This window comes from Nocardioides sp., assembly GCF_030150155.1.
Taxonomy (GTDB): domain Bacteria; phylum Actinomycetota; class Actinomycetes; order Propionibacteriales; family Nocardioidaceae; genus Nocardioides.
The window spans coordinates 1-20,935 of record NZ_JASLGR010000035.1 but is presented as its reverse complement, the minus strand read 5'-3'; the positions used below and the strand labels follow the sequence as shown (position 1 = coordinate 20,935).

At 70.8% G+C, this 20,935-nt stretch carries 19 protein-coding genes and 1 pseudogene; 16 read left to right on the top strand and 4 right to left on the bottom strand.

Features of this window, described 5'->3' with window-relative positions; genetic code table 11:
- The first annotated feature begins 50 nt into the window (after positions 1 to 50).
- From ispG to Q1V88_RS11345, 6 genes are all read left to right on the top strand, one after another.
- A complete protein-coding gene (gene ispG / locus Q1V88_RS11370) occupies positions 51 to 1,181 on the top strand; it encodes a flavodoxin-dependent (E)-4-hydroxy-3-methylbut-2-enyl-diphosphate synthase (RefSeq protein ID WP_300681341.1) in 1,131 nt (376 codons plus the stop codon).
- A 78-nt stretch (positions 1,182 to 1,259) separates the two neighbouring features.
- Positions 1,260 to 2,111 (top strand): GNAT family N-acetyltransferase, encoded by an 852-nt coding sequence (locus tag Q1V88_RS11365; protein ID WP_300681308.1) that lies wholly within the window; start codon positions 1,260 to 1,262, stop codon positions 2,109 to 2,111.
- 69 nt (positions 2,112 to 2,180) lie between these two features.
- Positions 2,181 to 3,422 carry a beta-propeller fold lactonase family protein gene (locus Q1V88_RS11360; protein WP_300681307.1) on the top strand — a complete coding sequence of 414 codons (1,242 nt, stop codon included), beginning with the start codon at positions 2,181 to 2,183 and terminating at the stop codon, positions 3,420 to 3,422.
- Positions 3,419 to 4,480, top strand: coding sequence for a hypothetical protein (locus tag Q1V88_RS11355; RefSeq protein ID WP_300681306.1), 1,062 nt, complete (start codon positions 3,419 to 3,421; stop codon positions 4,478 to 4,480). Before Q1V88_RS11360 ends, Q1V88_RS11355 begins: the two co-directional genes overlap by 4 nt.
- 73 nt (positions 4,481 to 4,553) lie before the next feature.
- Positions 4,554 to 4,949 (top strand): SHOCT domain-containing protein, encoded by a 396-nt coding sequence (locus tag Q1V88_RS11350; protein ID WP_300681305.1) that lies wholly within the window; start codon positions 4,554 to 4,556, stop codon positions 4,947 to 4,949.
- A gap of 77 nt (positions 4,950 to 5,026) precedes the next feature.
- Entirely contained in the window at positions 5,027 to 6,787 is a 1,761-nt protein-coding gene (locus tag Q1V88_RS11345; RefSeq protein ID WP_300681340.1) for a proline--tRNA ligase, read from the top strand.
- 216 nt (positions 6,788 to 7,003) lie between these two features.
- On the opposite strand, the gene Q1V88_RS11340 is transcribed toward Q1V88_RS11345, so the two are convergent.
- Positions 7,004 to 7,531 (bottom strand): DUF4439 domain-containing protein, encoded by a 528-nt coding sequence (locus Q1V88_RS11340; RefSeq protein ID WP_300681304.1) that lies wholly within the window; start codon positions 7,529 to 7,531, stop codon positions 7,004 to 7,006.
- Positions 7,528 to 8,037: a hypothetical protein gene (locus tag Q1V88_RS11335; protein WP_300681303.1), complete on the bottom strand. Its 510-nt coding sequence runs from the start codon at positions 8,035 to 8,037 to the stop codon at positions 7,528 to 7,530. Before Q1V88_RS11335 ends, Q1V88_RS11340 begins: the two co-directional genes overlap by 4 nt.
- Positions 8,038 to 8,170: 133 nt before the next feature.
- On the opposite strand from Q1V88_RS11335, the gene rimP reads away from it, so the two are divergent.
- From rimP to Q1V88_RS11300, 7 genes are all read left to right on the top strand, one after another.
- Positions 8,171 to 8,776, top strand: a complete 606-nt coding sequence (gene rimP, locus Q1V88_RS11330) for a ribosome maturation factor RimP (RefSeq protein ID WP_300681302.1) — start codon at positions 8,171 to 8,173, stop codon at positions 8,774 to 8,776.
- A gap of 1 nt (position 8,777) precedes the next feature.
- Complete coding sequence (gene nusA / locus Q1V88_RS11325) at positions 8,778 to 9,755, top strand: transcription termination factor NusA (protein ID WP_300681301.1); 978 nt, start codon at positions 8,778 to 8,780, stop codon at positions 9,753 to 9,755.
- Positions 9,756 to 9,817: 62 nt separating this feature from the next.
- A complete protein-coding gene (locus Q1V88_RS11320) occupies positions 9,818 to 10,147 on the top strand; it encodes a YlxR family protein (protein ID WP_300681300.1) in 330 nt (109 codons plus the stop codon).
- 89 nt (positions 10,148 to 10,236) lie between these two features.
- Positions 10,237 to 13,116, top strand: coding sequence for a translation initiation factor IF-2 (infB, locus tag Q1V88_RS11315; protein WP_300681299.1), 2,880 nt, complete (start codon positions 10,237 to 10,239; stop codon positions 13,114 to 13,116).
- Positions 13,117 to 13,128: 12 nt separating this feature from the next.
- Positions 13,129 to 13,599: a 30S ribosome-binding factor RbfA gene (gene rbfA, locus Q1V88_RS11310; RefSeq protein ID WP_300681298.1), complete on the top strand. Its 471-nt coding sequence runs from the start codon at positions 13,129 to 13,131 to the stop codon at positions 13,597 to 13,599.
- Positions 13,600 to 13,608: 9 nt separating this feature from the next.
- On the top strand, positions 13,609 to 14,496 hold the full coding sequence (truB, locus tag Q1V88_RS11305; RefSeq protein WP_300681297.1) for a tRNA pseudouridine(55) synthase TruB: 888 nt from the start codon (positions 13,609 to 13,611) through the stop codon (positions 14,494 to 14,496).
- A gap of 80 nt (positions 14,497 to 14,576) precedes the next feature.
- Complete coding sequence (locus Q1V88_RS11300; RefSeq protein WP_300681296.1) at positions 14,577 to 15,509, top strand: bifunctional riboflavin kinase/FAD synthetase; 933 nt, start codon at positions 14,577 to 14,579, stop codon at positions 15,507 to 15,509.
- Positions 15,510 to 15,545: 36 nt separating this feature from the next.
- Here Q1V88_RS11300 and Q1V88_RS11295 read toward each other — a convergent pair whose 3' ends face one another.
- Both Q1V88_RS11295 and Q1V88_RS11290 read right to left on the bottom strand, forming a co-directional pair.
- Complete coding sequence (locus Q1V88_RS11295) at positions 15,546 to 16,187, bottom strand: response regulator transcription factor (RefSeq protein ID WP_300681295.1); 642 nt, start codon at positions 16,185 to 16,187, stop codon at positions 15,546 to 15,548.
- Positions 16,139 to 17,320, bottom strand: a complete 1,182-nt coding sequence (locus tag Q1V88_RS11290; protein WP_300681294.1) for a histidine kinase — start codon at positions 17,318 to 17,320, stop codon at positions 16,139 to 16,141. The genes Q1V88_RS11295 and Q1V88_RS11290 overlap by 49 nt, the downstream gene beginning before the upstream one ends.
- 131 nt (positions 17,321 to 17,451) lie before the next feature.
- Between Q1V88_RS11290 and Q1V88_RS11285 the strand changes: the two genes are divergently transcribed.
- The 3 genes and pseudogenes from Q1V88_RS11285 to Q1V88_RS11275 all read left to right on the top strand — a co-directional run.
- Positions 17,452 to 19,617 (top strand): MMPL family transporter, encoded by a 2,166-nt coding sequence (locus tag Q1V88_RS11285; RefSeq protein WP_300681293.1) that lies wholly within the window; start codon positions 17,452 to 17,454, stop codon positions 19,615 to 19,617.
- 211 nt (positions 19,618 to 19,828) lie between these two features.
- Positions 19,829 to 20,104, top strand: coding sequence for a 30S ribosomal protein S15 (gene rpsO, locus Q1V88_RS11280; RefSeq protein ID WP_300681292.1), 276 nt, complete (start codon positions 19,829 to 19,831; stop codon positions 20,102 to 20,104).
- Between the two features lie 163 nt (positions 20,105 to 20,267).
- Positions 20,268 to 20,935 (top strand): annotated as a pseudogene (locus tag Q1V88_RS11275) (polyribonucleotide nucleotidyltransferase); the annotation flags it as partial.

The following is a 20,935-nucleotide window of genomic DNA, read 5'->3' as shown; positions in this document are numbered from 1 at the left end:
CCGTGGCCCCGCGGCCTAGAATCGATCTCGTGACTGCTATCTCCCTCGGAATGCCGGAGGCCCCGGCGCCGGTGCTCGCCCCTCGCCGTAAGACCCGCCAGATCAAGGTCGGCAAGGTGGGAGTCGGCTCGGAGAGCCCGATCTCGGTGCAGTCCATGACCACCACGCTGACCTCGGACGTCAACGCGACCCTGCAGCAGATCGCCGAGCTGACCGCCTCGGGCTGCGACATCGTCCGGGTGGCCTGCCCGAGCCAGGACGACGCCGACGCGCTGCCCGCGATCGCGCAGAAGGCGAACATCCCGGTGATCGCCGACATCCACTTCCAGCCGAAGTACGTCTACGCCGCGATCGAGGCCGGCTGTGCCGCGGTCCGGGTCAACCCGGGCAACATCCGCGCCTTCGACGACCAGGTCAAGCAGATCGCTGCGGCCGCGAAGGACCACGGCACCTCGATCCGGATCGGCGTCAACGCCGGCTCCCTGGACAAGCGCCTGCTGGAGAAGTACGGCAAGGCCACCCCCGAGGCGCTGGTCGAGTCCGCGGTCTGGGAGGCCAGCCTCTTCGAGGAGCACGACTTCCACGACTTCAAGATCTCGGTCAAGCACAACGACCCGGTCGTGATGGTGCGGGCCTACGAGCTGCTCGCCGAGCGTGGCGACTGGCCGCTCCACCTCGGTGTCACCGAGGCGGGCCCGGCGTTCCAGGGGACGATCAAGTCCGCCACCGCCTTCGGTGCCCTGCTGAGCAAGGGCATCGGCGACACCATCCGGGTCTCGCTCTCGGCCCCGCCGGTCGAGGAGGTCAAGGTCGGCATCCAGATCCTGCAGTCCCTCAACCTGCGCCCGCGCAAGCTCGAGATCGTCTCGTGCCCCTCGTGCGGTCGCGCCCAGGTCGACGTCTACACGCTGGCCGAGCAGGTCACCGCCGGTCTGGACGGTCTCGAGGTGCCGCTGCGGGTAGCCGTGATGGGCTGCGTCGTCAACGGTCCCGGCGAGGCCCGCGAGGCCGACCTGGGCGTCGCCTCGGGCAACGGCAAGGGCCAGATCTTCGTCAAGGGCGAGGTGATCAAGACCGTCCCCGAGCACGCCATCGTCGAGACCCTGATCGAGGAGGCGATGAAGCTCGCCGAGTCGATGGAGCCCGCCGACGGCGCCGCGCCCTCGGTCACCGTCGGCTGAGGGAGCCGCACGGGGCCGTAGTCCCATTGCGGGCCGGGTCGGCGTACAGCCGGCGCTGTGGCCACTAGGGTTGCGCCCATGCTTGCGATGCGTCAGGGGATCCGGGTGCTCGGCCCCGCCGATCTCGACGCGTTCCTCGCCCTGGTCGCGAGGGACCCGGTGGTCAACGTGTTCGCCGACTACCGGGGCCGCTCGACCCGGCTGGAGCCGCGCTGGCTCGGCGGGGAGATGTGGGGCCGGTTCCGCGACGGTGAGCTGGTGGCGGCCTGCCACGTCGGCGCCAACCTGGTGCCGATCGGCTGCACCGCCGAGGATGCCCGCGCCTTCGGTGAGCGTGCGCTGGCCCGTCCGCGCACCGTGTCGACCATCGTCGGTCCGCACGAGGCCGTCGAGGCGCTGTGGCAGACCGTGGCCGGGGTGTGGGGGAGTCCGCGCGAGATCCGCTGGCGCCAGCCGCACCTGGAGCTGGTCGGGCCGCCGCTGGTCGCCGCCGACCCGCTGGTGCGGCGCACCACCCGCGAGGACCTCGAGGCCGTCTACCCGGCCTGCGTGGCGATGTACACCGAGGAGGTCGGCGTCTCGCCCGAGCTCGGCGGTGGCCGCGAGCTCTACCGCGCCCGGGTGCTCCAGCTGATGAGCCGGGGCTGGTCCTTCGCCCGCTTCGACGACGACGACGGCCGGGTGCTGTTCAAGGCCGAGGTCGCCTGCACCTCGGGCTCGGCGGCGCAGATCCAGGGCGTGTACGTCGTCCCGGACCGTCGTGGCCACGGCCTGGCGACTGCGGGGATGGCCGCCGTCGCCGAGATCGTACGGCGCGAGATCGCCCCGGTGGTGAGCCTCTACGTCAACGAGTGGAACGCTCCGGCGCGCACGGCGTACGAGCGCGTCGGGTTCCGGCAGAGTGCGAGCTTCTCCACCGTGATGTTCTGACCCACGGCAGTCATGTTGTAGTCAGGCAGAACCGTTGGCCCGACCCTCCGGCGTGGCTAGGGTCGCTGAGTGTCCCGCATCTCCTCTGCCCTCGGCCTGCTCGCTCTCGCCTCGGTGATCGCCGGATGCGGGACGTCGACAGCCACGGCACCGACGGCCTCCACGTCCCCGGCGACCTCGTCGGCGGCAGCCTCGGCCAGCACCGCGGCCACCCCCGGCGCCACCGCGACCGGCTCCAGCACCGCGGTCGCCGCCACCGGCCCCTGGGCCAACCCGCTGCCCGGCATGCCGGTGGGGACGCCGGGCCACGTCTACGCCGCCGATGCCCCCGGGAACGTGGCCGCCTCGGTCGCCTCGGACCCACAGCTGCTCTACGTCCCCGACAGTGCACCCGAGGGCCCCGGCGTCACCTGGGTGATCGACCAGCACACGCACAAGATCATCAGGACCCTGCCCAGCGGGATGCTCTCCCAGCACGTGACGCCGTCCTACGACCTGCGCCACCTCTACGTCGAGGCGAGCGAGGCCAACCGGCTCGCGGTGATCGACCCCGCCACCGGGAAGATGAGGAAGACGATCCCGGTCGAGCGGCCCTACAACCTCTACTTCACCCCTGATGGCAAGAACGCCATCGTGATGGACGAGCAGCACCAGGGCATCGTGTGGTCCAACCCGCGCACCTTCGCCCGGCGCGACGTCCTCACCGATCCCTCGTGCAGCGGCCCGAACCATGCTGACTTCTCCGCCAACGGGCGCTACTTCGTGGTCAGCTGCGAGTTCTCCGGCTCGCTGCTCAAGGTGTCGACGCTGACCCACCGCGTGCTCGGCCGGATCGCGCTGCCCAGCGGTGCCAAGCCGCAGGACGTCCGGCTGGCGCCCGACGGACGTGGCTTCTATGTCGCCGACATGGGGCGCGACCGGCTGCTGTGGATCCCGTGGAACCACTTCGCCGTACGTCGCTCGTGGAAGACCTTGATGATGCCGCACGGGATCTACCCGAGCCGGGACGAGAAGTACCTCTACGTCTCGATGCGGATGTCGGGGGCGGTCCAGGTCTTCGACCTGGCGACGCATCGCTTCACCCGGACCTGGAAGATCCCCGGCGGTGGCTCACCCGACATGGGCGGCCTGTCGGCCGACGGCTCGACGCTGTGGCTCTCGGGGCGCTACGACGGCCGGGTCTACGGCTGGAACACCACCACCGGCAAGCTGATCGCGAACATCAAGGTGCCCGGCTCCAGTCCGCACGGCCTGCTGGTCTGGCCGCAGCCAGGCACGTACTCCCTCGGCCACACCGGGAACATGCGATGAGCCCGCGCTGGGTGCCGGCAGTGGCGGGACTGGCGGGGCTGGCTCTGCTGGCCGGCTGTGGCGCGGGTACGTCGGCCACGGGCGGCTCCACCCCGGCCGTCGGTGGGACGTCGAGCACCGCCAGCCCCGCCGGCGCGGCCACGACCGGCACCGCCTCCACCGGCTCCACCGGCTCCAGCAGCGCGGCGGCGACCGGCGCCGCTGCGGCACCGACCCTGCACGTCCACCGGGCCAGCTATCACCTGCCGGCTGGTGTTGCCCGCGAGGCGATCATCGGCTCCGGCCCGGTCGTGACGGTCGCGGGCGGGCTGCTGCCCGGTGACGGCTCGACGGACCAGGCCTATCGGCTCGACCTGCGTACCGGTGCCACCACGGCCCTGCCCAACCTCGCGGTCAAGGTGCACGACACCGCCGGGGGCCAGGCCGGGATCCGTGGCCTGGTGATCGGCGGAGGCAACGCCAGCGAGCAGGACGTGGTCCAGTCCTTCGCCGGCGGAGCGTGGCGGGTGATGGGCCACCTTCCGGCGGCCCGCTCGGACCTGTCGGCGCTCGACGTCGGGGGCAAGGTCGTCGTGGTCGGCGGCTACAACGGCACCCGACCCGCCGAGCCGGCGATCCTCGCCTCGACCGATGGCCGCACCTGGCGCACGATCGGACATCTCCCGGTGCCGGTGCGCTACGCCGCCACGGCGGTGGCAGACGGCAAGATCTGGGTGATCGGCGGCGAGGTCTCCCACGCCATGCAGACCGCCGTGCAGAAGGTCGACCCGGCGACCGGAGCCGCCACCGTGGTGGCGCACCTGCCGCACCGGATCGGGCACGCGTCGGCCGTCGTCCTCGGCAGCCGGATCCTGATCGCCGGCGGCCGGACCAGCACCGATGCGATCACCGACCGGATGACCTGGTTCGACCCGGCCACGCTGCGCACCTCGCCCGCGGGCCGGCTGCCGAGGCCGCTGAGCGACGCGGCCGTCGCCACCGACCACGGGGTCGGCTACCTCGTCGGCGGAGAGTCGCCCTCCGACGTCAGCACCGTGCTCGCCCTGCGCTGGGGCTGAGCAGGGGAGATGCGCTGCGGTGCGCTGGCGCGCCGGGCTCGACGGCGGGGCGCCGAGGTCGTAGCGTCCAGGCATGCTCACTCAGGTCCTCCGCCTCGACGAGTTCAACGACCCGGTGCTGGACACCGGCATGCCGACGTTCTTCAAGGTCGCGCTGATCGTGATGGGGATCATCGTGGTGCTGGGGTTCGGCAGCGCCATCGTGTCCGGCGTGGTGCGCTACCGCACCACCAAGCGGCTCGCGCAGCAGTCGGGGCTGAGTGAGGCCGACGCCACCGGTCTGGCGCTGACCAGCGAGCACGGCCTGGAGACGGCGTACCTGGCCCAGCAGCTCCGCGGCGGACAGACCTCCGCGACCGCCCCGAGCGCGGAGTCCCGGTTGGCCGAGCTCGGCGCGCTGCGGGACAAGGGGCTGATCACCGCCGAGGAGTACGAGGCCAAGCGCCGGGCGATCCTCGACGCGCTGTAGTGGTCGAGGCCATAACCGAGTAGGGCCCGACGGTGCTGCGGCCGTAGGCTTGGACGGTGACCTCTCAGCTCGATCGTATGTCCCAGCTCTTCCTGCGCACGCTGCGCGAGGACCCCAACGACGCCGAGGTCCCCAGCCACAAGCTGCTGGTCCGTGCCGGCTACATCCGTCGGGCCGCGCCGGGGATCTACACCTGGCTGCCGCTGGGGCTGCGGGTGCTGGCCAAGGTCGAGGGCATCATCCGCTCCGAGATGCAGGCGATCGGTGCGCAGGAGGTGCACTTCCCGGCGCTGCTGCCGCGTGAGCCCTATGAGGCCACGAACCGGTGGACGGAGTACGGCGACGGCATCTTCCGGCTCAAGGACCGCAAGGACGCCGACTACCTGCTCGGGCCCACCCACGAGGAGATGTTCACGCTCCTGGTCAAGGACCTCTACGGCTCCTACAAGGACCTGCCGGTGAGCCTGTTCCAGATCCAGACCAAGTACCGCGACGAGGCCCGTCCGCGGGCCGGTCTGCTGCGCGGGCGCGAGTTCATCATGAAGGACTCGTACTCCTTCGATTACACCGACGAGGGCCTGCAGGCCTCCTACGACGCTCACCGGGCGGCGTACATCAAGATCTTCGACCAGCTCGGCTTCGACTACGCCGTGGTGAAGGCGACCTCGGGTGCGATGGGCGGCTCGGCCTCGGAGGAGTTCCTGGCCAAGGCCGACGTCGGCGAGGACACCTACGTCCGGTGCACGCACTGCGACTACGCGGCCAACGTCGAGGCTGTCACCGCCCGTCGGCCCGCGCCGATCGGGTACGACGACGCCGCTGCGGCCCAGGTCGTCGACACCCCCGACTCGGCGACGATCGAGTCCCTGGTCGCGGTGCTCAACGCCCAGCACCCGCGCACCGACGGTCGGGCCTGGACCGCCGCCGACACCCTCAAGAACGTGCTCGTCATGCTGCACCACCCCGACGGCACCCGCGAGCCGCTCGCGATCGGTCTGCCCGGTGACCGCGAGGTCGACACGAAGCGCCTGGAGGGGCAGCTCGAGCCGATCGAGGTCGAGCCGATGAACGAGACCACGCTGAAGTCCTTCGACGTGCTGGTCAAGGGCTACATCGGCCCGAAGGTGCTCGGCGAGGAGAGCGCCACCGGCATCCGCTACCTGGTCGACCCCCGCGTGGCCGAGGGCACCTCGTGGGTGACCGGCGCCGACGCCGAGGGTGCGCACGTGATCGGTCTGGTCGCGGGCCGCGACTTCACCCCCGACGGCACCATCGAGGCCGCCGAGGTCCGTGACGGCGACGGCTGCCCGAACTGCGCAGAGGGCATCCTGGAGACCGCCAAGGGCATCGAGATGGGCCACGTCTTCCAGCTCGGTCGCAAGTACGCCGAGTCCCTCGGACTCCAGGTGCTCGACGAGAACGGCAAGCTGGTCACTGTCACGATGGGCTCCTACGGCATCGGTGTCACCCGCGCCGTCGCCGCCATCGCCGAGGGCACCCTCGACGAGATCGGTCTGGCCTGGCCGCGCAACATCGCCCCGTACGACGTCCACGTGGTCGCTGCGGGCAAGGACGCCGACGTCCTCGCCGGGGCCGCGAAGCTCGCCGAGGACCTGCGCGAGGCCGGGCTGGACGTCCTGCTCGACGACCGTGAGGGCAAGATCAGCCCCGGAGTGAAGTTCAAGGACGCCGAGCTGATCGGTGTGCCGACCATCGTCACCGTCGGGCGCGGCCTGGCCGACGGCCTGATCGAGGCCAAGGACCGTCGCACCGGCGAGCGCACCGAGATCGCGATCGACGACGCCGTGGCGACGCTGACCAGCATCGTGCGGGGCTGACCTGCGCCGCTGAGCGCCGCCGGTCCACCGGCTCACCCGATGACGCGGGCAGGCTTCGGCCTGCTCGCGTCATCGTGCGTTCACCCGTAGCACACTTTCGGCACGGAGTTGCAGGTTTCTGCACTGCAAAGAGTTGGGGAAGTCAGTGCATGGTCTCGGGCCGCCGGACCCTGCAAGATGGAGAACGCGAGGGCGGTCCCACCGTCGGTCCCCACATCAGGCGGAGCCCTCCAACGGCCCAGTGTCCAGGCCAACGCGGTCCGCGAGCTCTTCGGCTCCGGGGAACATCTCGGGAGTTCCTCGAAGTCCCAGCTCGCGGACCGCACCCCTGTTCAGGCCGGTGATGGCCGCCGCGCGCTGGGCCCCGGTGGTCCGGGAGACCACCCAGGCGTAGACCTCGTTGCAGTGCTTCTCCACGTCGGCAGCGGCCGCCTTGAGCGTCGCGGGCGTGGAGAGCCGTGCCGGCAGCGGATAGGCCGGCGAGGCGACCACGGGGCCGCCCTCGACGTCGGCCAGGGCGGCCAGCAGCGTGTCCCGGGCGATCTCGTGGGCGTCGTAGTTCGCCTTGAACCGGTGCAGCAGAGCGGCGTCGGCCGAGCGGCTGGTGCGGGCCGCCAGCACGGCGTACGTCCACACCGCCGCATGCTCGGCAGCGAGCGCCTCCTGACGCGGATCGTCAGCCGGCAGGCTCGCGCTGCTGGTGCTGGTGCTCGCGTCGGGCGTGGGGGAGAGGCTCTCGGTCATCGCAGCAGCTCCACCCGCTGGGCCACGGCGGCGGCCATCGAGGCCAGCGAACGGGCCAGCGACCCGGACCTGGCTTGGAGCGCCGCAGCGCTCAGCTGGGCCTGCAACTGGGTCTCGGCCGTGACCGGCGCGATCGTCGCGGGCGCGTGCGTCGCAGCGGCCGACCCGGAGGCGCCCGCCGATCCGGTCGCGGATCCCGTCGCCGTCCCCGACGCCGAGGCAGAGGCCGAGGTAGACGCCGAAGCGGACGCCGACGGCGCGGGCGCCGCTCCGAGCAGGCTCAGATGGGCGTCGTGCATCGCGACGAGGGCGCTCATGTCGGAGCCGGCGGCCGCCTCCCGGGCGACACCGATCTGGGTGATCACCTGGGCGACCAGGGTGGCGTCGGCCGAGGGCTTCGTCGTACCCGAGGAACTGCGGTGCAGCGGGTCGCAGGCGGCCGTGGAGACGACCAGTCCTGCCAGCCCTGCGAGGCCGCCGACGGCGCGACGGGAGACGGTGAGCATGGCACGACCCTACCGAGCGGCCGACGGCGCCACGCAGCCGCGCGTGCGGTTCGCGTCCCTGCTGTGAACCGATAGGCTGGCCCCCACAACTGCACCGCACAACAGGACAGCGACACGAAAGGGAGGCTCACCCGTGACGACAGGGAATGACGCCACCACACAGCGGATCATCGACACACTCACCCCTCCGCTCGCTGACCTGGGCTTCGACCTCGAAGCCGTGGAGCTGAGTCCTGCCGGCAAGCGGCGGATGCTGCGCATCGCCGTGGACAAGGACGGCGGCGTGACGCTCGACGACGTCGCCGAGGCCACCCGAGCGATCAACGAGGTGCTGGACCAGTCGCCGGTGATGGGGGAGCAGCCCTACACGCTCGAGGTCACCTCGCGTGGTGTGGACCGGCCGCTGACCCTGCCGCGGCACTGGCGGCGCAACGTCACCCGGCTGGTCAAGGTCACGCCGACCACGGGGGCCGTCTTCACCGGCCGGATCGTGGCCGCCGACGAGGAGTCGGTGACCTTCGAGGTGACGGGGCGCCAGCGCACCGTCGCGATCGCGGAGATCACTAAGGGGATGGTCCAGATCGAGTTCAACCGGCCCGGCCCGGTGGCCGCCGAGATGAGCGACGAGGCCGAGATCGACCCCGACAGCGACGAGCACGACGAGCACGACGACACCGACGTGTCCGAGCACGACGACACCGACGTGTCTGAGAACGAGAACAACGAGAAGGAGGACTGACATGGACATCGACATGAGCATCTTGCGCACGCTGGAGCGCGAGAAGGAGATCTCCTTCGACGTACTGGTGGAGGCCATCGAGCAGGCACTGCTGACGGCGTACCACAAGACCCCCGGGTCGCAGGCCAAGGCCCGCGTGGTCCTGGACCGCAAGAGCGGGCACGTGAGCGTGCTCGCCACCGAGGTCGACGAGGAGGGCAATGCTGTTGGCGAGTACGACGACACGCCTGCCGACTTCGGCCGGATCGCTGCCACCACGGCGAAGCAGATCATGCTGCAGCGCCTGCGTGACGCCGAGGACGACGTGAAGTTCGGCGAGTTCTCCGGCCGCGAGGGCGACCTGATCAGCGGCGTCATCCAGCAGGGCCGCAACCCCGACGACGTCCTGGTCGACCTGGGCAGGCTCGAGGCAGTGATGCCGCTGGCCGAGCGGGTCGCGGGCGAGGAGTACGTCCACGGCGCCCGGATCAAGGCGCTCGTCACCAGCGTGCGCAAGGGCATGCGTGGCCCCCAGGTGACCCTGTCGCGCTCGCACCCCAACCTGGTGCGCAAGCTCTTCGCGCTCGAGGTCCCCGAGATCGCCGACGGCACCGTCGAGATCGCCGCGATCGCCCGTGAGGCCGGTCACCGCACCAAGATCGCGGTGAAGTCCTCGGTCTCCGGCGTCAACGCCAAGGGCGCCTGCATCGGCCCGATGGGCCAGCGGGTGCGCAACGTGATGGCCGAGCTGCACGGCGAGAAGATCGACATCATCGACTGGAGCGACGACTCGGCAACCCTGGTCGCCAACGCGCTCTCGCCGGCCCGGGTGAACTCGGTCGAGATCGTCGACGCCGACGCCAAGGCCGCCCGTGTCGTGGTGCCGGACTACCAGCTCTCCCTGGCCATCGGCAAGGAGGGCCAGAACGCCCGTCTGGCCGCGCGTCTGACCGGTTGGCGGATCGACATCCGCTCCGACGAGGAGACGGCTCAGGCCTGAAACCCCGGCAGGGCTCTACCGGTTCGTCATCCGTACCGCCGAGCCGGTAGAGTTCTGCCCTGGTGACTCTCTTCGATCAAACCTCCGCGCACGGTCCGGTCAGGACCTGCATCGGATGTCGGCAGCGGGCCGCCAAAAGCGAGTTGTTACGGGTGACCTCAGGGGTCGACGAGCACAGCCGAGAGGTCGTGCAGCCGGATCCTGCGGGCACCGCACCTGGTCGTGGAGCGCATCTGCACCCCACGACCGCGTGTTACGACCTCGCGGTGCGCAGGAAGGCTTTCGGACGGGCTCTCAAGCTCGGACACGGCCCCCCGAGCGATGCCGTGCGGGAGTACGTCGCGACCGTGACCGTTCACCCATCGTCCAGGAATCGGAGCAGCAGCTCATGAGCACTCGATGAGTACCTCCCGATGAGCATGTTCATCCCCTAGGTCGCAACCCGAGAACCGGGTCTGTGGCCGCCCACGCAAGGAGCATTGTGGCTAAGACCCGAGTTTCCGAACTCGCTAAGAAGTACGGCATCCCGTCCAAGGAGGCCGTCGAGAAGCTCAACGCCATCGGCGAATTCGTCAAGACGGCGTCGTCGAGCATCGAGCTGCCCGCCGAGAAGAAGTTCGAGGCGACGTACGGCGCCGAGCTGCGCGCCAACGCTGCGCCGGCCGCGCCTGCTGCTGACGCGGCCCCCGCGGCCAAGCCGGCCCCGGCCGCCCCGTCCGCCCCGGAGGCGAAGCCCGCCGCCGAGGCGAAGCCGACCCCCGGGATCAAGCCCGGCCCGGCCAAGAAGGCTGCCCCGAAGCCGGCTCCGGCCGCTCCGGCCGCCCCCGCCGCGCCTGCTGCCGAGACCGCCGCGCCCGCTGCGTCAGCCGCCCCGGCTGCGCCGTCGGCCCCGGTCCCCGGCCCGGCCAAGAAGGCCGCGCCCAAGCCGGCCCCGGCTCCGGCCCCCAAGCCGGCTGCCGAGAAGCCCGCCGCCCCCGGCCCCAAGCCCGGTGGCTCTGCTGGTGGGGCCCCGCGTCCCGCCCCCCGTCCGGGTGCTCCGCGCCCGGGCAACAACCCGTTCGCCTCGAGCCAGGGCATGGGCCGCAAGCCCGCCCCGGCTCCGCGTGACAACGCCCCGACGCCGAACGACGCCCAGCGTCCGCCGCGTCCGCCGGCTGCCCGTGAGGGCGGCGCCGCCCCGCGTCCCGGCATGCCGCGCCCCAACCCGGCGATGATGCCGAAGTCGCCTGCCGCCTTCGGTGCCCGTCAGGGTGGCGGCGGTCGTCCCGGCGGTCCCGGTCGCCCGGGTGCCGGCGGTGCCGGTCGTCCCGGTGGCGGCGCTGGCCGTCCCGGTGGTGGCGCCGGTGGTGCCGCTCGTCCCGGTGGCTTCGGTGGTGGCCCGGCTGGTGCCGGTCGCCCCGGTGGCGGTGGCAACCGCCCCGGCCAGCGTGGCCAGACCCAGGGTGCGTTCGGTCGCGCCGGTGGTCCCTCGCGTCGTGGACGGAAGTCGAAGCGTGCCCGTCGGATGGAGTTCGAGGCCATGGAGGCCCCGACCATCGGCGGCATCCGGGTCCGCAAGGGCAACGGTGAGACGGTCCGTCTCTCCCGTGGCGCCTCGCTGACCGACTTCGCCGAGAAGATCAACGTCGACGCCGCTCAGCTCGTCCAGATGCTGTTCAGCCTGGGCGAGATGGTGACCGCCACCCAGTCTGTCTCCGACGAGGTGCTGGAGCTGCTCGGTGAGGAGCTGAACTACGACGTTCAGGTCGTCTCGCCCGAGGACGAGGACCGCGAGCTTCTCGAGGGCTTCGACATCGAGTTCGGCGCCGACGAGGGCGACGACTCCGACCTCGTGGTCCGTCCGCCGGTCGTGACCGTGATGGGTCACGTCGACCACGGTAAGACCCGCCTGCTCGACGCCCTGCGCCACGCCAACGTGGTCGAGGGCGAGGCCGGTGGCATCACGCAGCACATCGGTGCCTACCAGACCAAGACCGAGGTCGCCGGCGAAGAGCGCAAGATCACCTTCATCGACACCCCCGGTCACGAGGCGTTCACCGCCATGCGTGCCCGTGGTTCGAAGTCGTCGGACATCGCGGTCCTCGTGGTCGCGGCCGACGACGGTGTGATGCCGCAGACGATCGAGGCGCTCAACCACGCCAAGGCCGCCGGTGTGCCGATCGTGGTCGCCGTCAACAAGATGGACAAGCCCGAGGCCGACCCGACCAAGGTCCGTGGCCAGCTCTCGGAGTACGGCCTCGTTCCCGAGGAGTACGGCGGCGACGCGATGTTCGTCGACGTCTCGGCCAAGGCCGGCCTCAACCTGGACAAGCTGCTCGAGGCGATCGTCGTCACCGCTGACGCCAGCCTCGACCTGCGCGCCAACCCGACGCAGGACGCCCAGGGTCTGGTCATCGAGGCGCACCTCGACCGTGGTCGCGGTCCGGTCGCGACCGTCCTGGTCCAGCGCGGAACGCTCCGCGTCGGTGACTCGATCGTGGCCGGTCCGGCGCACGGTCGTGTCCGGGCCATGATCGACGAGTTCGGCAACGAGCTCACCGAGGCCACCCCGGCACGCCCGGCGATGGTCCTGGGTCTGTCCGCGGTCCCCGGTGCCGGCCAGAACTTCCTGGTCGTCGAGGACGACCGGATGGCTCGCCAGATCGCCGAGAAGCGTGAGGCACGTGAGCGTGCGGCCAACCAGGCCAAGCGTCGTGTCCGCCGTACGCTCGAGGACTTCATGGCCTCCATGGAGAAGGGCGAGAGCCAGGAGCTCAACCTCATCCTCAAGGGCGATGTGTCCGGTTCGGTCGAGGCGCTCGAGGACGCTCTGGCCAAGATCGACGTCGGCGACGAGGTCGGCATCCGCGTCATCGACCGCGGTGTCGGTGCGATCACCGAGACCAACGTCGACCTGGCCGCCGCCTCCGACGCCATCATCATCGGTTTCAACGTCCGCCCGCAGGGCAAGGCGACCGAGATGGCCGACAAGGAAGGCGTGGAGATCCGGTACTACACCGTCATCTACCAGGCCATCGAGGAGATCGAGGCAGCGCTCAAGGGCATGCTCAAGCCGGAGTACGAGGAGAAGGTGCTCGGCCAGGCCGAGATCCGCGCCATCTTCCGCAGCTCCAAGATCGGCAACATCGCCGGTTGTATGGTCATCGACGGTGTCATCCGCCGCAACGCCAAGGTCCGGGTCATCCGGGACGGCAACGTGGTGTACAACAACGCCGACCTGGCTTCGCTCAAGCGCGAGAAGGATGACGCCTCCGAGGTCCGCGAGGGCTTCGAGTGTGGTCTGGTGGTCAAGAACTTCCAGGACGTCAAGGAAGGCGACATCGTCGAGGCCTTCGAGCTCGTCGAGATCCCGCGTAAGTGAGGTTGTTGAAGCATGGCTAGTCCCCGTGTTCGCAAGATCGCGGATCGGATCCAGGTGATCGTCGCTCAGATGCTGGAGCGCCGGATCAAGGACCCGCGCATCGGTTTCGTCACCGTGACCGATGTGCGTGTCTCCGGCGACTCCCAGCAGGCGTCGATCTTCTACACCGCGATGTCGGCCGACCCGGCCGAGCTTGCCTCCACCGCCGCAGCGCTCGAGTCCGCCAAGGGCTTGATCCGCTCGGAGGTGGCCAAGCAGCTCGGCATGCGGCACGCGCCGTCGCTGGAGTTCATCCACGACGCGCTGCCCGAGACCGCGCGACACCTCGACGAGGTGCTCGCGCGGGCCAAGGCCGCCGACGACGCCGTAGCCGCCACCCGCGGCACGGAGTACGCCGGTGAGGCCGACCCGTACAAGAAGCCTCGTGACGAGGACGAGGACGACGAGCTCGACGACGACGAGCTCGACGAGGAAGAGGAGTGAGCCACCACCGTGGCTGACTCCGGCCTCGTCATCATCGACAAGGGCGCGGGCCTCACGTCTCACGACGTGGTGGCCCGCGTCCGCCGTCTCGCGGGCACCCGCAAGGTCGGCCACGCGGGCACCCTGGACCCGATGGCCACCGGCGTGCTCGTCGTCGGCGTGGAGCGGGCGACCCGCCTGCTCGGTCACCTCATGCTGACCGACAAGACCTACACCGCCACCGTCCGGCTGGGGGAGACCACCCACACCGACGACGCCGAGGGCGACCTGCTCGTCCGTGCTGACGGCGCTGCCGTCGCGGCCCTGACCGAGGAGCAGATCCGTGCTGCCTTCGCCACCCAGGTGGGGGAGATCCAGCAGGTTCCGACCGCGGTCAGTGCGATCAAGGTCGATGGCAAGCGCGCCTACGCCCTGGTGCGTGAGGGTGTCGACGTACAGCTCAAGGCGCGGGCGGTGACGATCCACGAGCTGACCGTGCACGCCGTCCGCCCGGCCCCGGCCGACGCTCCCGGCGTCACCGACGTCGACATCACCGTGCGGTGCACCTCGGGCACCTACATCCGGGCGATCGCCCGCGACGTCGGTGCTCTGCTCGGCGTCGGCGGACACCTCACCGCGCTGCGGCGTACCGCCGTGGGTCCCTACACCGTCGTGCAGGCGCACTCCATCGAAGAGCTGCAGGAGTCCTACGTCCAGCTCCCGATCGCCGACGCGGCCCGCGCGGCGTTCCCCAGCGTGGAGCTGAGCGCCGAGCAGGCCGCCGACGTCCGTCTCGGACGCAAGCTCACCCTCGACCTGGCGGCGCTGAGCGCGCTGTTCGCGCCGACGGGGGAGTTCCTGGCCCTGTACGAGCCGATCTCGGGTGGCCGGGCCAAGGCCCTGGCCGTCTTCGTCTGACGCCGATGTCACACCTTCACGACGTCCCAGACGTGGGACGGGTCACGGGTCTTGAACCCGGCCTCGCTAGAGTGGTCCGCGTGTTGTGGCGTTCGCTCGATGAGGTGCCTGCCGATCTCGGTCGCACGGTCGTCGTCATCGGAAACTTCGACGGTGTGCATCGCGGGCACCAGCACGTGCTGGCTACCGCCCGTGCCAAGGCCGATGCTGAGGGGCTCGACGTCATCGCGGTCACCTTCGATCCGCATCCGATGGCGGTGCTCCGTCCTGAGCATGCCCCGACGACGCTGACCTCGCTCCAGCACCGTGCCGAGCTGCTCGAGTTCTACGGTGCCGACGCGGTGCTCTCGGTGCCCTTCGACCGTGAGGTGGCCGGCTGGTCGGCCGACGACTTCGCCCGCCGGGTGCTGGTCGAGACCCTGCGTGCCAAGCACGCCGTGGTCGGCGCCAACTTCCGCTACGGGCACAAGGCCTCCGGTGACGTGGCCTGCCTGGCCGACTTCGGGCTGGGCCACGACTTCGACGTCCAGGCGGTCGCCCTCGACGGGGGCCCGCAGGTGTGGTCCTCGACGTACGTGCGGACCTGCATCGCCGCCGGCGACGTCGCCGGTGCCGCCGAGGCCCTCGGCCGGCCGTACTCCGTGCGTGGTGTCGTGGTCAAAGGCGACCAGCGTGGTCGCGAGCTCGGCTTCCCGACCGCCAACGTCCCCACCGAGGCTCTCGACGCGGTCCCGCCGGACGGCGTGTACGCCGGCTGGCTGACGCGTCTGGACACCACCGAGCGCTTCCCCGCAGCGATCAGCGTCGGCACCAATCCGACGTTCGAGGGCGTGGTCGGCCGCCGGGTCGAGTCCTACGTGCTGGACCGCACCGACCTCGACCTCTACGGCGTCAACGTCCAGGTCGAGTTCGTCGACCGGCTGCGCGGCATGGTCGCCTTCACCGGCATCGACCCGCTGATCGAGCAGATGCACGATGACGTCGCCAAGACCCGCGAGGTCCTCGCACTCTGAGGGTACCCGTCCCGTGAGGGAGCGGAACGGGGTGCCTCAGATCCCCAGCCAGGCCAGGACCGCCTTGACCCGGCGGTGATCGTCCTCGTCCAGGGGCAGGTCGAGCTTGGTGAAGATCGCGTTGATGTGCTTGGCGACCGCCTTCTCGGTGACGCTCAGACGCTGCGCGATCGCCAGGTTGGAGTGGCCCTCGGCCATCAGACCGAGCACGTCGCGCTCACGCGGGCTGAGCCGGTCCAACGGCTCCACCCGCTGGCGGGCGAGCACCGTCGCCACCACCTCGGGGTCGACCACGGTGCCGCCCGCGGCGACCCGACGTACCCCGTCGGCGAACTCCGCGACGTCGGCGACCCGGTCCTTGAGCAGGTAGCCGATCGCGCCGGTGCCCGAGGCGAGCAGCTCCCGGGCGTACAGCGGCTCGACATACTGCGAGAGCACCATCACCGGGAAGCGCGGTCGAGTGCGGCGGACCTCGATCGCGGCCCGCAGGCCCTCGTCGGTGAACGTCGGCGGCATCCGTACGTCGAGCACGGCCGCCTCGGCTGCGGGATCGGTCAGGGCGTCGGCGAGGTCACCGGCGTTGTCCACGGCGTGCAGGACGGTGAAGCCGAACCCCTCCAGGACCTGGGTCAGGCCGGCGCGGAGGAGGGCGTTGTCTTCGGCGAGGACAAGACGCATGGCACTTCCAGGTCGATCAGGGTGGGGCCACCGGGTGGGCTGGACACCGCCATTGTCCCGTCGAACGCTCTCAGCCGTCGCATCACTCCCAGCATCCCGGTGCCGCCGCGTGGCTCGGCGCCCCCGACCCCGTCGTCGCCGACGGTGGCGTGCAGGACGCCGTCGGCATGGCGCAGCCGGACCCAGGCGTTGGCCGCCTCGGCGTGCTTGCCGACGTTGGTCAGGCACTCGACGATGGCGAAGTAGAGCGCCGACTCGATCGGGGCCGGGGGCCGTCCCTCGACGGCCGCGTCCAGGGCGACCGGGAACGGCAGGTCGAGGGCGAGCGCCTGCACCGCCCCGCTGAGCCCCCGGTCGGCGAGCACCGGCGGATGGATGCCGCGTACGACGGCCCGCAGGTCGCTCAGGGCCGCCGAGGCGGTGGAGCGGGCCTCGTGGATCAGCCGCCGGGCCTGGTCGGGGTCCTCGTCCAGGGCGTGCTCGGCCAGGCCGAGACTCATCGTCACCGCGACCAGACGGGCCTGGGCGCCGTCGTGCAGGTCCCGCTCCACCCGGCGCAGCTCCGCTGCGGAGTGGTCGACGGCCTCGGCGCGGCTCTCGGTCAGGTGCGCCACCCGCTGCTCGAGCCGTTCGGTACGCCCCGAGGTGAGGAAGAAGCAGTCGAGCTGGGCGCGGGCCCGCATGATCGGCTCGGTGCCGAACCACCACAGCGCGCCGGTGACGACGCAGACGAAGAGCAGCACGACCAGGATCGACAGCACCAGGCCGAGCGTGATCGAGGCCAGCGCCCAGGCCAGCTCGCGCCACGTCATCGGGTCGCGGGCCCACAGCATCACCCGGCCGACCAGGTGCGTTCCATCGGGGACCGGCAGGTGCTCGTCGGGTAGCTCCACGCCGAGGGTCCGTGCTGCCATCGCGCGGTGCCGGTCGGCGTTCCAGCGCAGCAGCGGCAGCGCCCACACCACGATCGCCAGGCCGACCCAGGCCAGGGCCAGCACCCCACCGATCAGGGTGAGTAGGAAGGCGAGCAACGTCGGCGTCCACAGCAGCAGCTGGGTGGCGGCGTACAGGGTCAGGCGAGCCCGCCCCGGGGAGGCGGTCACCGGCGCCGGGACGCGGAGCAGGGAGGTCACCGGTCCATCCTGTCGTGCTGGCTGGGCCGGCGCAGTAGTGCCAGCACCACCATCGGTTCGGGCGCAGGGACCACCGACACCGGCGCCGCTGATCGCGAGGCTGGAGGCTCCCCTTCAGAAGGAGTCCTCCGATGAGAGCTCGCACCCCACACCACCAGGGCGTCCCCCTCCGCGTCGCCCGCTGGAGCGCCACCCATCCCTGGCGCGCGGTCGCCGCCTGGTTCGCCTTCGTCGCCGTCGCCGTCGGGCTGGCGGTAGCCATCCCGACCACCCAGACCAGCGACGCCGACTACGACATGGGCGAGTCCGGCCGTGCCGCCGCCCTGGTCCGCGGCGCCGGGATGGACCCCGCCGCTACCGAGAACGTCCTGATCACCGGCGGCAACGCCGCCCAACGCACGGCGGCTGCCGCCCAGTTCGCCCGTCGCGCCGGCCATGCCGCCGGGGTGGCCTCGATCGGCGACCCGGTGACCAGCCCCGACGGCACCGCCGTGCTGGTCACCGTCGACCTCACCGACGGCACCGAGGACGTCGCGGCGATCCAGGCCGCCACCGACGCGGTCCAGGCCGCCCACCCTGACCTGCAGGTCCGCCAGACCGGGGACGTCTCGGTCAACGACGCGGTCAGCGAGCAGGTCGCCCGCGACCTCTCCTCGGCCGAGGGGATCAGCCTGCCGATCACGCTGATCCTGATGCTGCTCGCCTTCGGGGCCCTGATCGCCGCCGGGATCCCGGTGCTGGTGGCCGCCACCAGCGTCGCCGCCACGATCGGGTTGATGGCGCCGCTGTCCCACCTGATCCACTCCGAGCCGACCGTGAGCAGCATGATCGTGCTGATCGGGATGGCCGTCGGCGTGGACTACTCCCTGTTCTTCCTCAAGCGCGAACGCGCCGAGCGGGCCGCCGGGCGCACCACCGTCGACGCCGTCGAGATCGCCGCCGCCACCTCGGGCCACTCCATCCTGATCTCCGGCGGTGCTGTGATCGCCGCGATGTCGGGGCTCTACCTGGTCGGCGCCGCCACCTTCAGCTCGCTGGCCTCGGGCGCGATCATCGTCGTTGCCGTGGCGGTGCTGGGCTCCCTGACCGTCCTGCCCGCCCTGCTCGCCGGGCTGGGGCGTTGGGTCGACCGACCGCGGGTGCCGCTGCTGTGGCGCCTGACCCGCCGGATGGGCAGCGGCGCGATCAGCCGTCGCCTCCTCGGTCCGGTGCTGCGGCACCCGGCTGCCGCCCTGGTCGGCGGTGGCGTGCTGGTGCTGGCGCTGGCCGCCCCGGCGCTGGGGATGCGGCTGCACCAGTCCAACCTGGCGACCCTGCCGCAGTCGATCCCGCAGGTGCAGACCTTCAGGGCGATCGAGGCGGCGTTCCCGTCCCAGCTGGTCGGTGCCGATGTGGTGGTCCCGGTCGGGGCCGGTCAGCAGGCCGACGTACGCCGCTCGCTGAGCGCCCTGCAGAAGGCCGCTGAGTCCACTCCCGACTTCCTCCCCGGTGGCTCCCAGTTGCGCTGGTCGCAGGACGGTCGGCTCGCCGTGCTCGACCTCACCACGACGTACACCGAGGACGACGGTCGCGCCGACGACGCCGTCCTGGCCCTGCGCCACACCCTGGTGCCGACCGCCTTCGGCAGCCAGCATGCCGGGGACGTCGCCGTCGGCGGCATGGCCGCGCAGGGGTACGACGCCACCCACCAGCTGCACGACCGGATGCCCTGGGTGATCGGGCTGGTGCTGCTGCTCACGGTGGTGATGATGGGGCTCGCGTTCCGCAGCGTGGCGCTGGCGCTGCTCACCTGCGTGCTGAACCTGGCCTCGGTCGGGGTGGCCTTCGGTGTGCTGACCCTGGTCTTCCAGCACGGCGTCGGCTCGGGGCTGCTGGGCTTCGACTCGCCGGGCTTCATCGTCGACTGGCTGCCGCTGTTCGTGATGGTGGTCCTGGTCGGGCTCTCGATGGACTACCACGTCTTCGTGCTGAGCCGGGTCCGTGAGCACGTCGCCGCCGGGCTGCCGCCCCGGCTCGCGGTCCAGCGCGGGATCGCCGACACCTCCGGGGTGGTGACCAGTGCCGCCGCGGTGATGGTCTCGGTCTTCGCCATCTTCGCGACGCTGTCGATGCTGGAGATGAAGACGATGGGCGTCGGGCTCGCGGTCGCGATCCTGCTCGACGCCACCCTGGTCCGCCAGGTGCTGCTGCCGGCGGCCCTGGTGGTCCTCGGCGAGCGGGTCTGGTGGCCCGGTCGGATCGGCCGCCCGGTGGGGGACCGGGTGGTGGAGCCCGTCCTGGTCGGCTCGGGCGGCTGAGTCGCCAGGTCGGGTGTGCAGAGGCGGGGTGGTCGCGGGTGTCGCGACCGCCCCGTCGCTGTGATTGGGCGCCTGGAGTGATCGGCGCTAGAGTTCTCGGGTTGTCTTCGGACAGCATGCCGTCGAACGGCCACGGATGAAGAGTGCCCCGGTGAACAAGCCCGGGCGCGCCGTGCAACGAGGCCCAGCAATGGGGGATAGGAGTCGCCACATGTCGATCGGTACCGACGCGGAGACCAAGAAGAAGATCATCGCGGAGTACGCCATCACCGAGGGTGACTCCGGCTCGCCCGAGGTCCAGATCGCGCTGCTCTCGCACCGCATCTCGCACCTGACGGAGCACCTCAAGCAGCACAAGCACGACCACCACAGCCGTCGTGGTCTGCTCCTGCTCGTGGGTCGTCGTCGCCGCCTGCTCAACTACCTGCAGAAGACGGAGATCAACCGTTACCGCAGCATCGTGGAGCGTCTCGGCCTGCGCCGTTGATCTTCTGACGCCTTGCGTCAGTCCACGGAAGCCCCTGACTTCGGTCAGGGGCTTTCGTCATTTTCTGCGCGACCCGGATAGAATCGGCGTGATCTACGACATCCAATTCATCGTGGCGGCCCACTCAAGACGCGGCCCCACACAGTAGGAACAAGAGAACATAGTGACTGAACCTGTCATCTCTGCTGTCGAGACCGTTCTCGACAACGGCAAATTCGGCAAGCGCACCGTCAAGTTCGAGACGGGCCTCCTGGCCCGGCAGGCCGCCGGCTCGGTGACCGCCTACCTCGACGACGAGACCATGCTGCTGTCGGCGACCACGGTCTCCAAGCAGCCCAAGGACCACTTCGACTTCTTCCCCCTGACGATCGACGTCGAGGAGCGGATGTACGCCGCGGGCAAGATCCCCGGCTCGTTCTTCCGGTCCGAGGGTCGTCCGGGCGAGGACGCGATCCTCACCTGCCGCCTGATCGACCGCCCGCTGCGCCCGACCTTCAAGAAGGGTCTGCGCAACGAGGTCCAGGTCGTCATCACCGTGATGGCGCTCGACCCGAACATGCCCTACGACGTGCTGGCCATCAACGCCGCGTCGATGTCGACCCAGCTCTCCGGCCTGCCGTTCTCCGGTCCCGTCGGTGCCACCCGCGTGGCGCTGATCGAGGGCCAGTGGGTGGCGTTCCCGACCCACAGCCAGCTGGAGAAGGCCGTGTTCGACATGGTCGTCGCGGGCCGGGTCACCGAGACCGGTGACGTCGCGATCATGATGGTCGAGGCCGAAGCGCCCGAGGCTACCTTCGAGCTCATCAGCGGCGGCGCCACCGTGCCCACCGA